A 17,539-nucleotide genomic window follows, 5' to 3' on the forward strand; every position below is an offset into this window, starting at 1 on the left:
GCACGTCGAGAAAGAGAATTCAGCATGGTTCTTCGACCTCAGATCGCCGTCTACACCGGCTCCTTTGATCCGGTCACGCTGGGACATCTCCATATCATCGAAAGAAGTGCGCAGCTGTATGAAGCGCTGATCATTGGGATCGGTGTGAATTCCGCGAAGCAATCGTTGTTCGATACCGAGGAACGTTTGGAACTTCTCCGATTGGTGACATCGCACTTGCCGCATGTGCGCATCGAAGCCTTCGATGGGCTGGCGGTCGACTTTGTGCGAAGCGTCGGGGCGAAAGTCATGGTTCGCGGCGTAAGGCCTTTGACCGATATCGCCGGCGAGTTCACGATGATGATGGCGAATCGTCAGTTGGATCCCGAAATCGAAACCGTCTTCTTGATGGCGGACGAGGAATACGCTCACGTATCCAGTTCCTTGATCAAGCAGATTGCTGCGCTCGGGCACGGCAGGTCACTGGAACGGTTCGTTCCCGTCTCCGTGATTGAGCCACTGATGAAGAAGATGAGAGCGACCGGCTCTCGATGATCGTGGGCGCGCGTTGGGATGGCAGCAGGTCGGAGCCGAACGGGCGTCCTCGCGGGATGGGACGCCCCTACGACCCCCATGAAGGCATGATGTGGGAGCGTGGTGAAGGAGTCTATCTTTGGGCATCGGATGGCAGACGCTATCTCGATTGCATTTCGGGCTATTCCGCCAACAACTTGGGGCATGCACATCCGGAGCTTGTTCGTGTCGTGTCGGAACAAGCGGCTCGGGGTGCTCATTTTCCCGGCGGTGAGAGCCAAATCCGACGTCAGTTAGAGAGCGTGTTGACGGAACGAACTCAGGAACAGCTGCCCGATGCTCATGCACACGCATTGGGCTCGGAGTTGGGTGTATGGCTCTCGACGACGGGCGCGCGTGCGATCGAGGTAGCTTGGAAGATCGCGTTCGCATCTCGATCCGGAGGTGTCGTTCGTTTCGACTTGGGCTACCACGGACGATCCTTGGGGGCAAGCTTGCTAAGCGATACGCGTCGCAGCGGCCTGGTTGAAAATTGGACCACGGACGAGTCGATTGCGGTGCGAGCGATTCCGTTCCCTCGCAGGAGCGACGGGCAATCGCTGGAGAACGCGTGTGAAGGGAGTTTGCAGATCTTCGCAAGGCTGTTGGATCGAGAGGCGCATCGGTTGTCGATGCTCCTTATCGAGCCAGCGATCGGCGCGCGAGGATATTACTTCGCACCCTCTTGGTATTACCGCAGGTTGGTGGAGATGGCTCGCGACGCGGGGCTGCTGGTGATCAGTGACGAGATCCAAATGGGGCTGGGGCGGATCGCAGCGTGGTCTGGAGCGACAGCTGCGGGATGGTTGCCCGATATGTGGGTGTTTGGCAAGTCGCTGGGTGGTGGGCTGGTGCCGATCTCAGCCGTGGTAGGTACCAAGCGTTGTCTCGACGCGATGGAGCCACATTTGGAGTCGGAGACATTCGCGGCGCATCCGTTTTCGTGCGCGATTGCTTGCCAGGTGCTTGGGTTGCTTCGAGAATCCGATCTCGCCTCTCGTTCCGAACGGCTGCACGAAGGCCTCCGTCGAGGACTTGTGAAGTTCCTTCCGGTGGGGAGTGTGGTAGGGAGTGGAAGTGCCAGTGCGATTGATTTCGCGGCCCTCGATTCGTCGCGCGCCGCGGCGGATGGGGCGCGTCGATTTGTGATCGCCGCGCGCGACTTGGGGGCGCTTTTGCATTTAACCGGGCCGGATCGAGATCGAGTCGCTATCATTCCACCGTTGGTAGTGAGCGAGTCGGAAATGGACGAGATACAAAAGATATTGAGAGCTGCTTGGGAAGCGATTTAGCGAAAGAGGGGAAGACCGATGTTTTTGAGTGAGCCGCAATCGAGCAGTTACGACTGGAGATTCCAGCTGTTCGGATTTCCAGTGCGAGTGACGTGGTTGTTCTGGGCCTTCAGCGCGGCATTTGGATACACGCAGGCACGAGGGTTGCACGACTCGTTCACGGCCATGAACGTGCCATCGAATTTTGCGTTGTTGCTTCTGATATGGGTGCTCTGCTCGTTTGTAAGCATTTTGGTACATGAGCTCGGTCATGCACTCGCCTTCCGATACTTTGGGATCGATGCGGAGATCGTTCTCTATCAAATGGGGGGATTGGCCATTCCTGGAGCAGGTCTTTTGTGGGCGCGGCAGGGAAGGAGAACGAGGCTTACGCATGCCAATCATCTGGTGATCTCGGCGGCCGGCCCTGCCATTCAGATCGCATTGGGAGTGTTGGTAGGTGCAATCGCGATCGGTTGTGGTATTCCGGTGTGGATGTTTAGCGATATCGCAGGGAGATTAGGAGTGGAATGGATTCGACTACCTCTTCCATCCAATGCGTACTCGTACTGCGCGATCAACTTTCTGGTCAGCTGTAGCATTTGGTGGGCCCTCTTCAATTTGCTGCCTGTGTATCCACTCGATGGTGGTCAGATTGCGCGGCATCTGATCGGCATCGTGATGCGGCGCGACGGACTACAAGAAGCCTGCATGCTCGGAGTGATCGTGGGTGCTTTGGTAGCCGTTTGGTTTTATCAAACCGGAGGAGGCCCGATTGGAACCTTGTTCTTCGCTTCGTTGGCGTACTCCAATTGGCAGATGCTGCAACAGGGAAGAGGTGGTTCTGTCTGGTAACGGTCTTCGAAGGGACGTTGCGAGCAAGAATTTTTGAAATTTTTTTTACCGCATTCAACACGCTTCGAAGGGGATGGGAATCGATGGTGATCGCATGCCTCGCGATGTGCGAAGGGCGATCCATCCTCATCGATTCTCGAGGAGCGAAGCGATCGAACGCAGCGCGCGTTAGAGCGTGACGCATCGCGAACTCCAATCGGTTGTGGTGCAAGCAGATGCGTGGAACATTTTGCGGGACTTGGCGATCGTTGCGAGAGAATCAAGGAATTGCTTGGTCTGCGCGTCGAGGAACAATGCGAGCTGCGAACACATCGTTGCACCTATGAGACGAGGGAGCTTGTGAAAGGTCAAGAACTCGACTGTTCGACGGAGCGCATGGATGTGTGGCGCATGCATCAAAGCGATGCGCGAGCGAATGCATGGTGATCGATTCGCAATGTCGCGTGCGCTTGTTCAGCAAGTGAGAAGCGAGCGTGTGAGTGCGTGGAAAATTGGTTTCATTTATGTGGAAAAATTGTCGAAAAGATGTTGCATTAAGTTTCGACTTTTATACAAATACGACATTGGATGTTGTTCCTTTGCGGAACCACCCCAGGCTTCCCTCGCAACGTATTGCGAGGAGGACATGATGTCAAAGTCGAGGCGAGTTCAACAAGGGATTTTTAGTATCGGTTGCTGAGACCAGACCGCCAACCAACTGCTTCTGGAAGGCGCATCTGCAGCGACTAAGTTTCGCTTTTCGGAGGATATATCCGTGGCCAAGAAAAAAGCTGGAGCAACGAAGAAGGCTGCAACCAAGAAGAAGGTAGCCAAGAAGAAGGCTGCTAAGAAGAAGGCTGCACCAAAGAAGGCCGCAACCAAGAAGAAGGTTGCTAAGAAGAAGGCTGCTAAGAAGACGACCACCAAGTCTCCTTCCTAATCAAACGTTGCTCTGCTCGGGCATCTGGCTTCTGCCGGAAATCTGCTCCAAGCAACTCAAATCAAAAGCCGTCGGTTGGCTTCCTTCCGACGGTTTTTTTATTGGCTGAAGGCTTGTTCAGCAACCCGGTTCTAAGAACAAGCATGCTTGCGTGCCCCTCAATGCTTGAGGTTGCATACCCTCGGAGACTGTCAACGAATTGTTGACGAGCAGGTGGAATCGACCGCCTGTGGGCCCTCTTCGTTTAACAGTCAGCCGATAGGCGTACGCGTCTGAATGCGCAAGCAGTTCACGAATCGTCTCTTACGATTGGATCAACGAATCGACTAAGAAAGGTGCCTTCGCCTTTCGATCGATCGCATAGGTCTTTTAGTCCCGGTAGGGACGGCAGAGAATAGCCCAGCCTTTCAAGGCTGGGTATGGGGATAATCATCGCGTCAGTCCCGTTAGGGACGAAAGAAAACGCGGCGAAACGGACGATGAGGCACCCACGCAATCGGGGCGTTTACCAATCGCTTTGAAATGTATGCATCGTCACCAACGACACGGGAGCAACTCCGCGATCCTCCGCGTCCTCCGCGGTTGACCATCACCGATTTCATACCAAAACAGCGAAAGCGATAGGTCGTGGGTAGTGCACTGGAGCAGCGGGGCGAAGAAGGGCTTACCGCGGAGATCGCGGAGAATCGCGGAGGGGGAATGATGAGGAATAGGAGATAGCCACCATGCGTCTCGTGATCACTCGATTCGTTATCTCGCTGAGAATCCTCGGTTCGAAATCGCTACAAGCGGCGTTGGGATTGGTTACAATTGCTGCTATGCACCCCCAAAACGCCATGCTTGAAAAAGCTCCCGAGCTTTGCTCCGCGCGCCCCCGCACGGGAGAGCCAAACGCAACCTTCGGTTGCACCGAAGCTTCTACTCTTGCTTGGCCGTGCTTCCACGTGCACTCCATCCACGCCAGCGTTGGTCCGTCCCCTGATGAAGCCACCACTGCCACTTGGCACTACCAAAGAAACCAGCAGTACAGCATCACGGCAGTAACCACTTCTTCAGGCTCGGTCCTCTCGAGTTCCGCTATTAATAATCGCTACACCTACACGGGACGTGAATGGGATCAGACGTTAGGCTTGTATCACTTCCGTGCCAGGTGGATGAGTGGGATCGCTGGACGGTTTATGGGGAGGGATCCGATCGGGTATCGAGATGATGCTAATCTTACGAGATTTGTCAGAAACGCCACTTTTGTGGGAGCAGATCCTTACGGTCTTTCCGCCGAAAGACCTGGAGATGATGATGCGAAAGCTAATGCGAATTCAGTGACAAATCCAACTTCTCCTACCGGATACACGGAAGTTCCGTGTGCCAGTTTCTCTAACCTTGAAGCGAGAACTTGGTGCTCGAAATACGGGGGGATATCGACACGACCTCGTTGCTATAGGAGTATTGCTAATCAAGTCAATCCATACGCCCCTCCCTTACCGATACTTGTTTGGGTGGTTTGCAAGGAGCATACATGTAACAATGGAGAATATGTAAATCCACAAACAAAGGTACACGGTTACTGCGATTATCCGCACTCATGCACTGAGATCGATTGCACGAAGTGTCCAGATAGAGAGCTGCTGGAAAGTGAACCTGCTGCATGGGCGAGGCGATGTCGTACAATCTCGTCATTGATTAAAACGGGAAGAAAATGTCTTAAGTCTCGAAATGACCTCCAGACTCAATGCTTCGGCGGCGTCACCGACGCCGGTCACGCGCAGGCAATTGCGGACGCAAAAGCGTCTGTTAATTACTGCAAACAGAAGCACCAGCAATGTGGTTGCTGGGGAGCCGATATTGAGGCGCTCCCAAAAGTTTTGCCAATAAGATAAAACATGATGCTGTCGAAGATCGACTGGGTACTGCGTTCCAAAGCTATTTGGATGCGGATTGGAGGTTCTGATAGTAGGGTCTTCGTGTCCGAAGATAGTGGACGGGCACGAGAGCTTGTTGAGTGGGCGGCAGAATTCAACAATTTTGAAATTCCGCCTCAAGCTGCGAGGCAGCTCAAAGATTTGTTGTATTATTGCTCTGCAGAGACTTCGGTTCGCTTCATGCTTCCTATGATGTGGGCTGTATTGAACAACAGAATTGCTACTGACTCCGTGTCGCTTGCAATTACTTCGTGTGTGAAACGGCTATCAGATCCTGTCACACGGAGAATGTTGCCAGAAAATTTCCTTGAACAAATGAAGGCTTATTTTGAAATACTCGAAGTGGAGAGAGGATTTTTACTAGCTGAAGAAGCAGATGCTCTGCATTCAATTTGCTCCGCAGAATTAGAAGATCATGAGCAGTGATATTCGTTCACCAATAAGAACTAAACCAACTCATTAAACGGATCCGTCGATGCGGGGGCACGGGGATCACCGAAATTGGTTTTCCCCTTCATTTTCTCTATGGTTTTTTTGTGGGAGTAATTCCCCCGAGTCTATCGCTCGAAGGGCCGCAAGATGGCGGCCAACGAGCCGCTTGCGAGCAAGAAGGGTGCCTTCGCCTTTCGCTCGATCGCATTGTGTTCTTAGTCCCGGTAGGGACGGAAGAGAATAGCCCAGCCTTTCAAGGCTGGGTTTGGGGATAATCATCGCGTCAGTCCCGTTAGGGACGAAAGAAAACGCAGCGAAACGGACGATGAGGCACCCACGCAATCGGGGCGTTTACCAATCGCTTTGGAATGTACGCATTATCACCGACGACATGAGAGCAACTCCGCGCTTCTCCGCGGTTGACCGTCACCGATTTCATACCAAAACAGCGAAAGCGATAGGTCGTGGGTAGTGCACTGGAGCAACGGGGCGAAGAAGGGCTTACCGCGGAGATCGCAGAGAAGCGCGGAGGGGGAATGATGAGGAATAGGAGATAGCCACCCTTTGGGAGTGATCGAGTCGAACCAAGCTTATGACATTGCACATTCTCCCCCTCATCCCCAGCCCTTCTCCCCCGCAGAGCCGGGGGCGAAGGGGGCGAGAATTATCGAGGATGAAATCCTCGGATCGAAAACACTGCAGGGGGAGGGGACGGAAAGGCTCAATAGAGCTCCGGCGCTGCAGGACATTCGCTCCTGTTCCCAAGACCATCTTGTCGCGTGTCTGGCCTTGAAAAGCAAAATGAAGAACGACTGCTTGGCTTCACCTTTGGAAGTGCGTGTACGCCTGCCGGCTGACTGTTAAACGATTTGTCTGGCTAGCAGTTGTGCGTTCGTTCAAGTGCATCGACAAGGTTTTTTAAACAGTAGCCGTTTGGTTCCGGTATGTCCTGAAAGGCCTTCAGAAAGTAGCTGGGATAAGCCAATAACCAGAGGGTAAGCTTACGGCCAAGAAGTAATGCCGCGTCACCCAGGGTTGGTCACCCGATGGGACCGCTTCAGGAGGGGCGTTCGGCGAACGAAGCTTTGGGGAAATAAAAGAAAGGGTGATAGAGGGGATTTGAACCCCCGACCTTCGGAGCCACAATCCGACGCTCTAACCAGCTGAGCTACTACCACCATGCGGTTTTTGGCCGAATGCGAGCATGGTAGACTCTCCTCTTCCTACCGTCAACTGTCAAAAGTTTCGGAGCTTTTCGACCTTGACCGGCCCGGCCTATATCCCGTACTCGCCAGGGATCGGAAACTTCTGGAAACGACGGAGAACCATGCGAATTTTCTTGCTTTTTGCCCCCGGAGGGGTCGTGCGGGAACTGTGCCGAACAGGACATGACGTGTTCGCTTGCAATTGCAGCACCGAGTTTCTGGATATGACCCCTTTCGCCCCTCGGTTTCAAAGCCATTGGATTCACGCTCATCAGAAACTTTCACCGACCGCCATTCGCGAGATTCGGCAACGAATCGAGCAATTTCAGCCAGATGTGATCCAATCCTTTACCCCGTTTGGGCTCGCTTGGGCGAATCTGGCTCAAGGTTGGTCGCCATTGTCCCGCGCTCGGCAGGCAGCGGTCGTTTCGTTTCGGGGGATCACCAAACGGCTCTCCAGGTTCGATCCTGCAAATTGGTTGACCTTCTTTCACCCTCGCGTCCGCTGGCATGCGTGCGAGTCGTTGGCTGTCCAAGCTTCGATGGTCCAATCCGGCTTTCCCATCTCCAGGTGTCCGGTGACCTACAACACGGTCTCCATTGGCCCTCCTTCCCAGACGTCGGCCGACACGCGAGCCGCTTGGCGCATCCCCCAAGACCGTTTCCTTTTCGGTACCATTGCGACGATTCGCCCGGTGAAGGGAATCGATGTATTGCTTCAAGCAATCCAGCAGAACCGCAGCGAGAAGCTTCATTGGGTCATCATGGGAAGCGGCAACGACGAAACGGTCGGGAGGCTGCTTCGCGATCCCCAGGTGCAGTCCCGGGTTACGATGCTTGGGCATGTGCATGCGGCCTCTAGCCATCTGCACGCTTTAGATGCCTTTGTCATGCCCTCCCGATCCGAAGGGCTTTGTCGATCGTTGATCGAAGCGATGTTGCAAGGTCTGCCGGCGATTGTGAGCGACGCAGGGGGGATGAAAGAATTGGTGCGTCATGGCATCGATGGATTGGTAGTGCCCAAGGAAAAGCCGGAGCTCCTATCACAAGCCATGTCTCAATTATCCGATTCTCCCCACGTATCTGCCATGGGAAGTTCGGCTCGCGACCATGCCCAGCAGCTTTGTGGAGCCGATAAAGTCACCGAGAAACTGCTGGCAATTTACAAGGAAGCCATTGGGTCGCAGAGATAGGCAACCTGTTGGAAGTGCTCGAAGATTACCCGCGTTCTATCGAAGCGATTCGAGGTGTTTCGTCAGCGCCAACGTGAGCTTGGCGGTGTCGCTTCCAAACGACTGTTGAAACATTTCCCACCGCGCAGCCGCTCCACTTTCTCCGAAAGGCTCTAATTGGCCAACGCGTCGCAGGTACTGTGAAAAGTTCTTCGGATGAGTGGTGGAAAGGAAGTGGGTCAATCCCCATCCCAATGCGTAGGCCTCGTCCGGAGTTTGCTCGAATGCGTTGTCATTGCGTAGCAGGCTCTCCAAGATTTTTTTCGTTTGCGCAGGGTCCGTTGCGAGCCGTTTGCATGCCGCCTTCCTTTCGGCTGGCCAAGGGGACAGATGATGGTTCGTCGGCTCCGCATACCGGGGCGCTTCGAACATCGTCGCGAACCCTTCTGCGAGCCACAATGGGGTTGCAGCGCATCGCTGGTGCAACCCGTAGTTAAACGCGAGTTGATGTGCCGCTTCGTGGCAAATCGTCTCCACCGTATTTTGGGATTCGCCCGTTTTGGGCGTGTCGAATAGGACGATGCGATTGGACTTCTGCGAATAGATCCCCACACACGTCTCCGGAACAGCGATGTCATGGGTCCGGCAGTACTGTTGGAATTCGGTCTGGCTCCCGAGTATCACCGCGACGAGGGGAAACGGGAGTTCGCGCGTTGCCAGACCATAATGGCGACAGAATTGTCTCATGGAAGCTTGCAAGCTTCGGAACTTCTCGCCCCAAAAAGCGCTCCCGCTGGTACGTGTCACAAACAGATAGGGTTGTTCCCATCGAACTTGAAATCCCCCTCCAAACTCTTGTCGCAGGCTGGTTGCCATTTCCGATACGGGAGCGGGTGCAAAGGCTCTATCCAGAACAAGTTCGCCAGTAACTTCCTTAACGGGTGTTTGCTGGATCGCACCGTTCTTTTGCAATACCCAGATCTCATCGGAGAATCGGGCGATGGGAATGCCATCGATCGCGCCAAAACGTGTTTGAAGTCTTAGTACGGGGAGCTGCGGGGAGGTGCGGGCTGGGGGCGTCTCGATCGGAGGGGACGTCGAGGAGTGAGGCTCGAGATTGGGTCCTGGGGTGGAGACCAGACGTTCGGGAGGGAGGGGCGCGGTGCGGGCGGTTGTGGGGTCGGTGGTAGATTCGAGAGGGGGCGCCGAGCGATCCTGGGGAAGTGCGCTCGAATCCGACTCGGGCGTTGAGGTTTGGTTCGATGGCGTGCTAGGAGAATCGCTCGGGAGGGGGGCATTCGACGAGCTTTGAGTGAGCTTATGGCGAATCCATGCACCCGTGAGAGGGTGATAGAAGAGCGTGACCCCAGCACCAGGGAGTGCGAGAGCTCCCAGGATCAGCACGAACAGGTTGTTCGCGGCCCGAACGGGGGTGCTAGATCGAAAGGGTGCATTGGGATGAGAAGACATGATCGACCTCGGCAATCCAGGGGCTTGTCAGGCGAAGCGAGTCGTGCACACCGAAGTGGGCTGCGGTAACCGTTCCAATATTGCAAACTTAGTATGTCGTTCCGATTGTTTCGGCCCCGCAATGCGAGAAGGCCGCAGCTTGCCTCAGGATCTTTAATGCTCGGTGGCAGTTCTGCCGAATACTCCGAGGCGGATCGTTGTAACAGCCGGTTTGCAGCAACCCGAATAGCCAGCAAAACCGTTATCCCCGGCACGACTCGAGCGGAACATGAAGAATCAAGTCAAGCTTTGTATTGTTCTCCACAACCATCAGCCCAATGGTAATTTCGATGGAGTCATCGAGCAGGCTTATCAAGACAGCTATCTTCCCTTCTTGAATGTCTTTGAGCCATTCGGGAATTTGAAAGTCGCGTTGCACACATCCGGTCCGTTGATGTTGTGGCTTGAGGAGCGGCATCCGGAGTACTTGGATCGTGTCAAGCGATTGGTTCATGCGGGGCGGATTGAGATTGTCGGCGGTCCCTTTTATGAGCCGATCCTGACCATGCTTCCGAGTCGGGATCGAATCGGACAGATAACGCGATACACACGCTGGTTGCAGGATCGGTTCGATACCGTCATTGCGGGTATGTGGATGCCGGAACGGGTTTGGGAAAGCCAACTCGTGCGAGATTTGGTACCGGCGGGCATGCAATACACCATTCTCGACGATTATCACTTTCGAGCGGCGGGCTGGACGGACCCTCAACTGACCAACTATTTCCTCACCGAAGACGATGGTCATGTACTGCGGGTCTTTCCAGGGAGCGAACGACTCCGTTATCTGATTCCATTTGCGTCTCCGATCGAGACGATCCAGTACTGCCGGGAAGTCGCGGAGAGAACACCGGGGGCCGTCTTGGTCTTCGGAGACGATGGCGAGAAATTTGGCACCTGGCCCAATACGAAAGAGCATGTTTACGAGCGAGGTTGGTTGCAGCAATTCTTTGAACTGCTCGACAGCAATCGCGATTGGCTCGAGATGTCGACCCCGTCGGAGGTGATCACAGAGACATTGCCGCGCGGGACGGTTTACCTTCCAGATTGTTCGTACCGAGAGATGACCGAATGGGCCTTGCCCGTCGAGCGGCAATCGGCCTACGACGCGATTGTTCACGAATTGCAATGCGACTCCCGCTGGCCTCAAATTCATCCGTTTCTGCGGGGTGGTTTCTGGCGCAATTTCCGCGTGAAGTACTCCGAAGCGAATGAAATGTATTGCCGGATGCTCGATGTGAGTCGCAAGCTGGAGTTTGCCCGTCGCAGCAACCAGGACAAGCGGTTGTTGAGCGAGGCAGAAGATCATCTCTATCGCGCTCAATGCAATTGTCCGTATTGGCACGGCGCGTTTGGAGGAATCTATCTTCCGCACTTGCGCAACGCGACCTACAAGGAGCTAATCGCTGCCGACAATATCTTGGATCGTCTTTCCAATCCTGCAGACGAATGGGTGGATGTCACCACCGAAGACTACAACAAAGATCTGTTCCCCGAGATCCGCTTGGCGAACGGCCAATTGATTTCCTACTTCGCACCGTCCAAAGGCGGAATGCTTTACGAGTTGGATGTCCGAGGGATCGAACACAATTTGTTAGCGAGCATCCAGCGTCGACCAGAACCCTATCATGCCAAGGTGCTGGCAGGAGCGACAGAAAACCACTCAGGTGCATCGAGTATCCATGATCGCGTGGTGTTCAAGCAAGAGGGGCTCCACGAACGCGTTCAGTACGATCGATATCCTCGCAAGTCATTGATGGATCATTTCTTCGATGACCAGATTTCGGTTCAGCAAGTTCGCGACGGGGATGCGATCGAGCGAGGCGATTTTGTCGAGCTTCCGTTTGATGCCAAATTGCGTCGAGGAAGTGGAAAGATTCAAGTTCAAATGAAGCGAACCGGTAACGCTTGGGGGACGCCATTGACCTTGACCAAGGGGATCACTTTGTTCGCAGGTTCGCATGCACTGGAGATCACCTATCTCATCGAGGGCCTGCCCCAGGATCGATCCTTTCACTTCGGCGTCGAGTTCAATTTCGCAGGGATGCCCTCCGGAGCGGACGATCGCTTCTTTTACGATGAGAGAGCCGAACGAATGGGGCATCTCGGATCGACCTTGAGTTTGGAGGGACGCGATTATCTGGGGATGATCGATCAATGGCTCGGGGCCAATATCCAGATGACATGGAATCGGCCGACGAATCTTTGGTGTTTCCCAGTCGAGACCGTGAGTCAAAGCGAGGGTGGCTTCGAGCTGGTGCATCAATCGGTTTGTGTGCTTCCCCACTGGAATGTGGTGGGAGATGCCCAAGGTCGTTGGTGCGTCTCGATGGATTTGATTGCGACCTGCGAGCATGAGCCCAACTCGCGCGCCGCGCAATTATCGTTTGCCAACGCCAGTTTTTAGCAACCAAGCAACAGGCTTCGCACCATGCGATCATCGCTTGGATTTCGATCGAAGCCATCCCGGGAAGTCATTGGAGGTTCGGAAAATGCAATTGTCACCGATCGTATCGCAAACACTCGATGTCGTTCGCAAGAGCGCCGAGAGCGATCAAGCTATCGCGACCGCGTTGATGGCGAAGCAACAAAGCGTGGCCAAGCAGCAGGGGGAGGCGATCGTCGAATTGATCCAGTCGATCCCCACCGCTCCTTCGCGCGGAATCGACGTCAAGGCCTAGAAGGCTACCGGCTGGAGCTAGGTTTGCTCGCCGCACCTTTTTGTTGTTCCAAGACGACGGCTGCCTCGCGCGCTTCCAGCAAGGCCTTCATGGCGCTTTCGCGACGGCCTTCCGGCAGGGCTTTCCAAGCCTGCGTGTAGTACATCTCCACGGTGGACCATCTTTGTTTCCGCCGAGCTTCATCTGCAAGATTCAGATAGTATTGGGCATCGTCGAGCGCTTTGCGATCGTCGACGGGTGAATGGCTCATCGCCATCAAGTATGCGTAGCTCGGGGGCACGTCGTAGGACGCCTTGGAGCGGATCGAGTTGGACTGAACTTTGGTAGGGGTGATCGCCAGTTTGGTCTGTTTGGGTTGGGTCTGCGACCGAATCATGCGATCTAGCTCGTCGAGATCGATGATGGTTGTGTGGATGGACGTGCCGATCGCACTGCGCGATTGTCCGGAAGCGGTTCCGGCCGGGTTGCGAGAGCTGCCGGTATTGCCGCGTCCGTACCCACCCAGGTAGGCGCCTCCCGAATCGGGTACTAACGCTCCGCCAGAGATGGAGAACGTTCCCAGTGTTGGAAGCTGGACGACTTGACCGATGGCATGTGCAGACGGAAATAGGCCTAGCACTACCAAGACCGAAAAGAGGGTATCCATCCTGGACATAGATGCGTTGGCCTTCGAAAGAAGAGAGAGCTGACGACCGAGAAGCGAGAAGAGACCGAGTTAGATCCGCGGCATGGCATAACCGAGTAGGATGCCGCCGAGGAGCGAGGAGACCCAATAAATGATAACCGTGGTAACGAGGTTCTTGGTGAACAGTCTCGAAAACATGTAGTAAAGAATGTAAAAAGGAACGAACATCGACAGGAGGCCTTGCTTCGCCGACTCTTTGAATGCGGTGATGAGAATAGCCAACGAGGCAAAGATCGAGATGGCGACCATGGCAGCGCCAAAGGAGCCCGACATCACCGTCAGGTAGGTTGCGGACTGGATGCGGCGGAGCAATTCGATGGACGATGTTTTCCCGGAGGTGGCGGCATCCATTTTGATCGCGAGCCCGGCGATGAAGATCACGATTCCCGCCAAGATGCTGAACATCATCCACCACGGGGCTCCGGCACCGAGGAGTCGCTTTTCGGTGGCTTGCTCCCGTTCCATCATTTCGGCGGCTTCGTTGAGGTGTTTGTTCCCAAACTTCTTCTGTGCCTTGGCCTGAAATCCATCGAGCTTTTTCCCTTCTGCCAAATTCAATCCGCAATGGATGCAGAGGACGGCGCGGGGATCCAAAGGCGAGTCGCAGGAGGGGCACATCTTGCCCGTCTTGGTCACTAGTCCCACGTCGTCGAAGAGACCGGCGAGGTTTGAATTGGGGGCGGGGGAAGCCGAACCCGCGGCCGAGGTCTTGGCGGAGGTCTTAGGAGTGGCCTCCGAAGTGGCCTTGGGAGCGGCCGCCCCAGTCGTCGATGCGGCAACCGGATTCCCTTGGCTTGCAGGGACCTTCAAGACCCCTTTGCATTTGGGGCAACGTCCACTCTTGCCAGCCATTTCGTCGGGAACGGAAAGGGACTGGCCGCATTGGCAGGTGACACGGATCGGCATTCTCAGGGATTCCAGGGAAAAGTTCGACGTTTACACCCGTCTATTCTGAGCTGCGATCGCGTGGGAAACAATGAGCCTGCAAGGATTTGTGGCGAATTCCCGACGGCAAACGGCCGAGGCAGAAAACAGAATGGCACACGGATTGCTCCGAGGAACTTCCTCCCGATTTGGGCGTGCCGTTTTGGCGTAGCCCATTCGCATTCGAGGCTTCGTGCCGCCAACCGTCAATTGAAGTTCCCTTTCCGATACACCCTCAACGGAGTCCTACTACATGGCCGCAACAAAAGAGAAGTCCAAGGTCAAGCTTGTTCCGCTCGGAGATCGCATCGTCGTTCAACGCGAAGTATCCCAGGAAAAGACAAGCGGAGGAATTTTCTTGCCAGATAGCGCCAAGGATCGCCCCACCCGCGGCAAAGTGGTTAGCGTCGGCGATGGCCGCATGCTCGAAAATGGCAGTCGATCGGTGTTGCAAGTCAAAGTAGGGGATCTTGTTCTCTTCACCAGCTATGCAGGGGAGAACATCGAGGTCGACGGGGAAGAATATCTCTTGATGAACGAAAGCGAAGTTCTTGCCATTCTCGGCTAATCCCGGTCCGTTCTACACCGAGCGCTCGGTTTCAGTCCAAAACAGCACAACTTCCAAAACAATACAACTTAATAGTTACATACGGAGTATTTTTCGATGGCAAAGATTATCGCTTTTGATCAGGAAGCACGGGAAGCAATCCGCCGCGGGGTCAGCAAACTCGCTCGCGCGGTCAAGGTCACCCTCGGGCCACGCGGCCGCAACGTGATTTTGCAGAAGAGCTTTGGCAGCCCCACCGTGACCAAAGATGGTGTGACAGTCGCCAAGGAAATCGACTTGGAAGACGTTTACGAAAACATGGGCGCACGAATGGTGCGTGAAGTGGCTTCGAAGACGAGCGACGTCGCCGGTGACGGTACCACCACCGCAACGGTCATGGCGGAAGCCATTTTCAATGAAGGCCTCAAGGCTGTGGTCGCTGGCGTCAACCCGATCCAAATGAAATCGGGTATCGAAGCTGCCGTTTCCGACATTGCGGAGAAGCTCCGCAAGATGTCGATCAAGATCAAAGACAAAGGCGAGATGGCGAACGTTGCGACGATCGCTGCCAACAACGACCGAGCGATCGGCAACCTTTTGGCCGATGCGATGGAGCGAGTAGGCAAGGACGGAGTTGTTACCGTCGACGAAGGAAAGAGCCTTCACGATGAACTCGAATTCGTCGAAGGGATGCAATTCGATCGCGGCTACCTCTCCCCTTATTTCGTTACCGATCCAGGAACGATGGAAGCCGTCCTCGAAGACCCTTATATCTTGGTCTATGAGAAGAAGATCTCCAACATCAAGGATTTGGTTCCTGTCCTCGAGCAAGTGGTTCAGCAAGGAAAGCCTTTGTTGATCATCGCCGAGGAAGTCGAAGGGGAAGCGTTGGCAACGTTGGTCATCAACCGTCTCCGCGGGACCCTCAATGTCGTTGCTGTGAAGGCTCCTGGCTACGGGGATCGTCGCAAGGCGATGATGGAAGATATCGGTATCTTGACCAATGCCACTCCTGTCTTCGAGGCGCTCGGCAAGAAGCTGGATTCTCTCACCCTCGCCGACCTGGGTCGTGCGAAGAAGGTGATTGTCGACAAGGACAATACCACCATCATCGAGGGAGCTGGCAAAGCGAGCGACATCAAGGCTCGTATCGATCAGATCCGACGCGAAATCGAGAACACCACCAGCGATTACGATCGCGAGAAGCTCGAAGAGCGATTGGCGAAACTCGCCGGTGGCGTTGCCAAGGTGAACGTCGGTGCAGCGACCGAAAGTGAAATGAAGGAAAAGAAGGCACGTGTTGAAGACGCGTTGCATGCGACCCGAGCTGCGATCGAAGAAGGCATCCTCCCCGGCGGTGGTGTCGCTCTCTTGCGAGCTTCGACCCAAGTGCAACCAGCGGAATCGTTGAGCCAAGACGAGATCACCGGCTACAACATTGTTCTCCGTGCTTGCCGAGCTCCGTTGACGATGATTGCAGCGAATGCTGGCCAAGATGGCGGGATCGTTTGCTCGAAGGTTGCGGAAGCAAAGGGTAACAACGGTTACAATGCACTCACCAACGTTTACGAAGACATGGTGAAGGCTGGCGTCATCGACCCGACCAAGGTTACGCGAACCGCTCTGGCCAACGCGGCCTCGGTATCGACCCTCCTTCTCACCAGCGATGCTTTGATCGCCGAGAAGCCCAAGGATGATCACGGCAAGAAGGGTGGCGGCGGCCACGGCGGCGACTACGACATGTACTAAGAGGTAAGGATGCACCGCGAGTCGATCTCGATTACCGGTCTCATTCCTGCTGAAAACGGCATCAAGGCCCTCTCCAACGAGAGGGCCTTTTGTCATGCATGCTGGAGATGTCGAATCGACTCGAGCGGATCTTGCGGTGTCGATGGCTATCCCTGGCCGGTTACTACAAACATCTAAAGCCGATGACTAGATACGAAGATGCCTTCGGTTTTGCGATCCGTTCCAGTGGGACACCAGACGAAGAAGATGGTGTCTTGAAGCGTTTAAAGAGCGGCGGTGAGAGAGTTCACGAGGGTTTCGATCTTCGCCAACGCGCCTGCTTCATCCTCAGCCGCGTTTTCCATCATTCGCACAATGGCAGACCCAACGATCACGCCGTCGCTGACAGGTGCCAACAGTTTCACATGCTCGGGCTTGGAAATTCCAAAGCCGATACAAATAGGGAGCGGTGTTCGTTCGCGGAGCCATGCGACGCGATCGACAAGATCGGTGGGTAATTCGCTCCGTTCCCCAGTTATACCGGTGACACTGACGAAGTAGAGGAAGCCTGTCGATTGCTCCGCAATCTTCAGTGCTCGTTCACGCGGTGTCGTCGGAGTCACCAACTGAATGAGATTGAAATCCTTTTGTCTGCAGAGACGGGAGAGGGCATCGCTCTCTTCCACGAGCAAGTCGGGAACGATTGCTCCTGCGAAGCCCGCCCTCTTCGCTTGATCAATGTACTTCTCCGGGCCGATTCGGTGAATGATGGCGTAGCTCACCATCGATACCAACGGGAGCGACACGTCGGGTGCAACCCCTGCGATCCCGTCGAATATCTGTTGCAGCTTGAGTTTCTTGTTCAAAGCCCGCGTGTAGGAGCCTTGAATAACCGGCCCATCGGCGATGGGGTCGCTGTAGGGAATGCCGATTTCCGCCATCGAGCATCCCAGCCGATCGAGCAACGAAACGACCTTGCAGGTGAAATCCATATTGGGATCCCCGGCTGTGACAAACGGCATGAATGCCTTGCGTCCCTCGCGGCGGAGCTTGGCAAACAGGTCATCGATAGCGGTCATAGCAAATCGGCTTTCCAGACAATGCAGGTATGGGGATTCGAAGGTGGGGGGAGTGGGAGCGTCG

17 protein-coding genes and 1 tRNA gene are annotated in these 17,539 nt (G+C 54.9%); 12 read left to right on the forward strand and 6 right to left on the reverse strand.

Features of this window, described 5'->3' with window-relative positions; all coding sequences use genetic code 11:
• Positions 1 to 24 precede the first annotated feature (24 nt).
• Genes coaD through SH467x_RS13510 form a run of 3 tightly spaced genes read left to right on the forward strand, consistent with a single transcriptional unit; the run spans position 25 to position 2,678 of the window.
• Positions 25 to 534, forward strand: a complete 510-nt coding sequence (gene coaD, locus SH467x_RS13500) for a pantetheine-phosphate adenylyltransferase (RefSeq protein ID WP_482367633.1) — start codon at positions 25 to 27, stop codon at positions 532 to 534.
• Complete coding sequence (locus tag SH467x_RS13505; protein ID WP_482367634.1) at positions 531 to 1,844, forward strand: aminotransferase class III-fold pyridoxal phosphate-dependent enzyme; 1,314 nt, start codon at positions 531 to 533, stop codon at positions 1,842 to 1,844. The genes coaD and SH467x_RS13505 overlap by 4 nt, the downstream gene beginning before the upstream one ends.
• Positions 1,845 to 1,862: 18 nt before the next feature.
• Positions 1,863 to 2,678 (forward strand): metalloprotease, encoded by an 816-nt coding sequence (locus tag SH467x_RS13510; RefSeq protein WP_482367635.1) that lies wholly within the window; start codon positions 1,863 to 1,865, stop codon positions 2,676 to 2,678.
• 168 nt (positions 2,679 to 2,846) lie between these two features.
• Here SH467x_RS13510 and SH467x_RS13515 read toward each other — a convergent pair whose 3' ends face one another.
• Complete coding sequence (locus SH467x_RS13515; protein WP_482367636.1) at positions 2,847 to 2,990, reverse strand: hypothetical protein; 144 nt, start codon at positions 2,988 to 2,990, stop codon at positions 2,847 to 2,849.
• A 442-nt stretch (positions 2,991 to 3,432) separates the two neighbouring features.
• On the opposite strand from SH467x_RS13515, the gene SH467x_RS13520 reads away from it, so the two are divergent.
• The 4 genes from SH467x_RS13520 (at position 3,433) to SH467x_RS13535 (ending at position 6,223) form a co-directional block, all read left to right on the forward strand.
• Entirely contained in the window at positions 3,433 to 3,597 is a 165-nt protein-coding gene (locus tag SH467x_RS13520; RefSeq protein ID WP_168164482.1) for a hypothetical protein, read from the forward strand.
• 836 nt (positions 3,598 to 4,433) lie between these two features.
• Positions 4,434 to 5,474, forward strand: coding sequence for an RHS repeat domain-containing protein (locus SH467x_RS13525; protein WP_482371373.1), 1,041 nt, complete (start codon positions 4,434 to 4,436; stop codon positions 5,472 to 5,474).
• A 3-nt stretch (positions 5,475 to 5,477) separates the two neighbouring features.
• Positions 5,478 to 5,942: a hypothetical protein gene (locus SH467x_RS13530; protein ID WP_482367637.1), complete on the forward strand. Its 465-nt coding sequence runs from the start codon at positions 5,478 to 5,480 to the stop codon at positions 5,940 to 5,942.
• A 110-nt stretch (positions 5,943 to 6,052) separates the two neighbouring features.
• A complete protein-coding gene (locus SH467x_RS13535; RefSeq protein WP_482367638.1) occupies positions 6,053 to 6,223 on the forward strand; it encodes a hypothetical protein in 171 nt (56 codons plus the stop codon).
• Between the two features lie 829 nt (positions 6,224 to 7,052).
• Here the strand turns inward: SH467x_RS13535 and SH467x_RS13540 are convergent.
• Positions 7,053 to 7,126: transfer RNA gene (locus tag SH467x_RS13540), tRNA-His, on the reverse strand.
• Positions 7,127 to 7,275: 149 nt separating this feature from the next.
• On the opposite strand from SH467x_RS13540, the gene SH467x_RS13545 reads away from it, so the two are divergent.
• On the forward strand, positions 7,276 to 8,346 hold the full coding sequence (locus SH467x_RS13545; protein ID WP_482367639.1) for a glycosyltransferase family 4 protein: 1,071 nt from the start codon (positions 7,276 to 7,278) through the stop codon (positions 8,344 to 8,346).
• Positions 8,347 to 8,382: 36 nt separating this feature from the next.
• Here the strand turns inward: SH467x_RS13545 and SH467x_RS13550 are convergent, their stop codons facing one another.
• Positions 8,383 to 9,795 (reverse strand): DUF1570 domain-containing protein, encoded by a 1,413-nt coding sequence (locus SH467x_RS13550; RefSeq protein ID WP_482367640.1) that lies wholly within the window; start codon positions 9,793 to 9,795, stop codon positions 8,383 to 8,385.
• Between the two features lie 268 nt (positions 9,796 to 10,063).
• Here SH467x_RS13550 and SH467x_RS13555 point away from each other — a divergent pair, with 268 nt between their 5' ends.
• A complete protein-coding gene (locus SH467x_RS13555; protein WP_482367641.1) occupies positions 10,064 to 12,238 on the forward strand; it encodes an alpha-amylase/4-alpha-glucanotransferase domain-containing protein in 2,175 nt (724 codons plus the stop codon).
• An 85-nt stretch (positions 12,239 to 12,323) separates the two neighbouring features.
• Positions 12,324 to 12,512, forward strand: coding sequence for a hypothetical protein (locus tag SH467x_RS13560; RefSeq protein WP_482367642.1), 189 nt, complete (start codon positions 12,324 to 12,326; stop codon positions 12,510 to 12,512).
• A gap of 4 nt (positions 12,513 to 12,516) precedes the next feature.
• Here the strand turns inward: SH467x_RS13560 and SH467x_RS13565 are convergent, their stop codons facing one another.
• Complete coding sequence (locus tag SH467x_RS13565; protein ID WP_482367643.1) at positions 12,517 to 13,158, reverse strand: hypothetical protein; 642 nt, start codon at positions 13,156 to 13,158, stop codon at positions 12,517 to 12,519.
• A 69-nt stretch (positions 13,159 to 13,227) separates the two neighbouring features.
• Positions 13,228 to 14,103 carry a zinc ribbon domain-containing protein gene (locus SH467x_RS13570; RefSeq protein WP_482367644.1) on the reverse strand — a complete coding sequence of 292 codons (876 nt, stop codon included), beginning with the start codon at positions 14,101 to 14,103 and terminating at the stop codon, positions 13,228 to 13,230.
• Between the two features lie 271 nt (positions 14,104 to 14,374).
• On the opposite strand from SH467x_RS13570, the gene SH467x_RS13575 reads away from it, so the two are divergent.
• Together SH467x_RS13575 and groL are read left to right on the forward strand one after the other, a co-directional pair.
• Positions 14,375 to 14,689 carry a co-chaperone GroES gene (locus SH467x_RS13575; protein ID WP_482367645.1) on the forward strand — a complete coding sequence of 105 codons (315 nt, stop codon included), beginning with the start codon at positions 14,375 to 14,377 and terminating at the stop codon, positions 14,687 to 14,689.
• A 96-nt stretch (positions 14,690 to 14,785) separates the two neighbouring features.
• Positions 14,786 to 16,417: a chaperonin GroEL gene (gene groL, locus SH467x_RS13580; protein WP_482367646.1), complete on the forward strand. Its 1,632-nt coding sequence runs from the start codon at positions 14,786 to 14,788 to the stop codon at positions 16,415 to 16,417.
• Between the two features lie 263 nt (positions 16,418 to 16,680).
• On the opposite strand, the gene trpA is transcribed toward groL, so the two are convergent.
• Positions 16,681 to 17,475, reverse strand: a complete 795-nt coding sequence (gene trpA / locus SH467x_RS13585) for a tryptophan synthase subunit alpha (RefSeq protein ID WP_482367647.1) — start codon at positions 17,473 to 17,475, stop codon at positions 16,681 to 16,683.
• Between the last annotated feature and the right edge of the window lie 64 nt (positions 17,476 to 17,539).

The organism is Brakhagea slesvicensis (assembly GCF_052161625.1).
Taxonomy (GTDB): domain Bacteria; phylum Planctomycetota; class Planctomycetia; order Pirellulales; family Pirellulaceae; genus JBKCUI01.

Excerpts from the sequence above, each read along its gene's own strand:
- SH467x_RS13560 (WP_482367642.1), top strand. The coding sequence starts at position 12,324 with ATGCAATTGTCACCGATCGTATCGCAAACACTCGATGTCGTTCGCAAG.
- SH467x_RS13530 (WP_482367637.1), top strand. The coding sequence starts at position 5,478 with ATGATGCTGTCGAAGATCGACTGGGTACTGCGTTCCAAAGCTATTTGG.
- SH467x_RS13565 (WP_482367643.1), bottom strand. The coding sequence starts at position 13,158 with ATGGATACCCTCTTTTCGGTCTTGGTAGTGCTAGGCCTATTTCCGTCT.
- SH467x_RS13515 (WP_482367636.1), bottom strand. The coding sequence starts at position 2,990 with ATGTGTTCGCAGCTCGCATTGTTCCTCGACGCGCAGACCAAGCAATTC.
- SH467x_RS13570 (WP_482367644.1), bottom strand. The coding sequence starts at position 14,103 with ATGCCGATCCGTGTCACCTGCCAATGCGGCCAGTCCCTTTCCGTTCCC.
- coaD (WP_482367633.1), top strand. The coding sequence starts at position 25 with ATGGTTCTTCGACCTCAGATCGCCGTCTACACCGGCTCCTTTGATCCG.
- SH467x_RS13525 (WP_482371373.1), top strand. The coding sequence starts at position 4,434 with ATGCTTGAAAAAGCTCCCGAGCTTTGCTCCGCGCGCCCCCGCACGGGA.
- SH467x_RS13510 (WP_482367635.1), top strand. The coding sequence starts at position 1,863 with ATGTTTTTGAGTGAGCCGCAATCGAGCAGTTACGACTGGAGATTCCAG.
- SH467x_RS13505 (WP_482367634.1), top strand. The coding sequence starts at position 531 with ATGATCGTGGGCGCGCGTTGGGATGGCAGCAGGTCGGAGCCGAACGGG.
- groL (WP_482367646.1), top strand. The coding sequence starts at position 14,786 with ATGGCAAAGATTATCGCTTTTGATCAGGAAGCACGGGAAGCAATCCGC.
- SH467x_RS13575 (WP_482367645.1), top strand. The coding sequence starts at position 14,375 with ATGGCCGCAACAAAAGAGAAGTCCAAGGTCAAGCTTGTTCCGCTCGGA.
- trpA (WP_482367647.1), bottom strand. The coding sequence starts at position 17,475 with ATGACCGCTATCGATGACCTGTTTGCCAAGCTCCGCCGCGAGGGACGC.
- SH467x_RS13545 (WP_482367639.1), top strand. The coding sequence starts at position 7,276 with ATGCGAATTTTCTTGCTTTTTGCCCCCGGAGGGGTCGTGCGGGAACTG.
- SH467x_RS13550 (WP_482367640.1), bottom strand. The coding sequence starts at position 9,795 with ATGTCTTCTCATCCCAATGCACCCTTTCGATCTAGCACCCCCGTTCGG.
- SH467x_RS13555 (WP_482367641.1), top strand. The coding sequence starts at position 10,064 with ATGAAGAATCAAGTCAAGCTTTGTATTGTTCTCCACAACCATCAGCCC.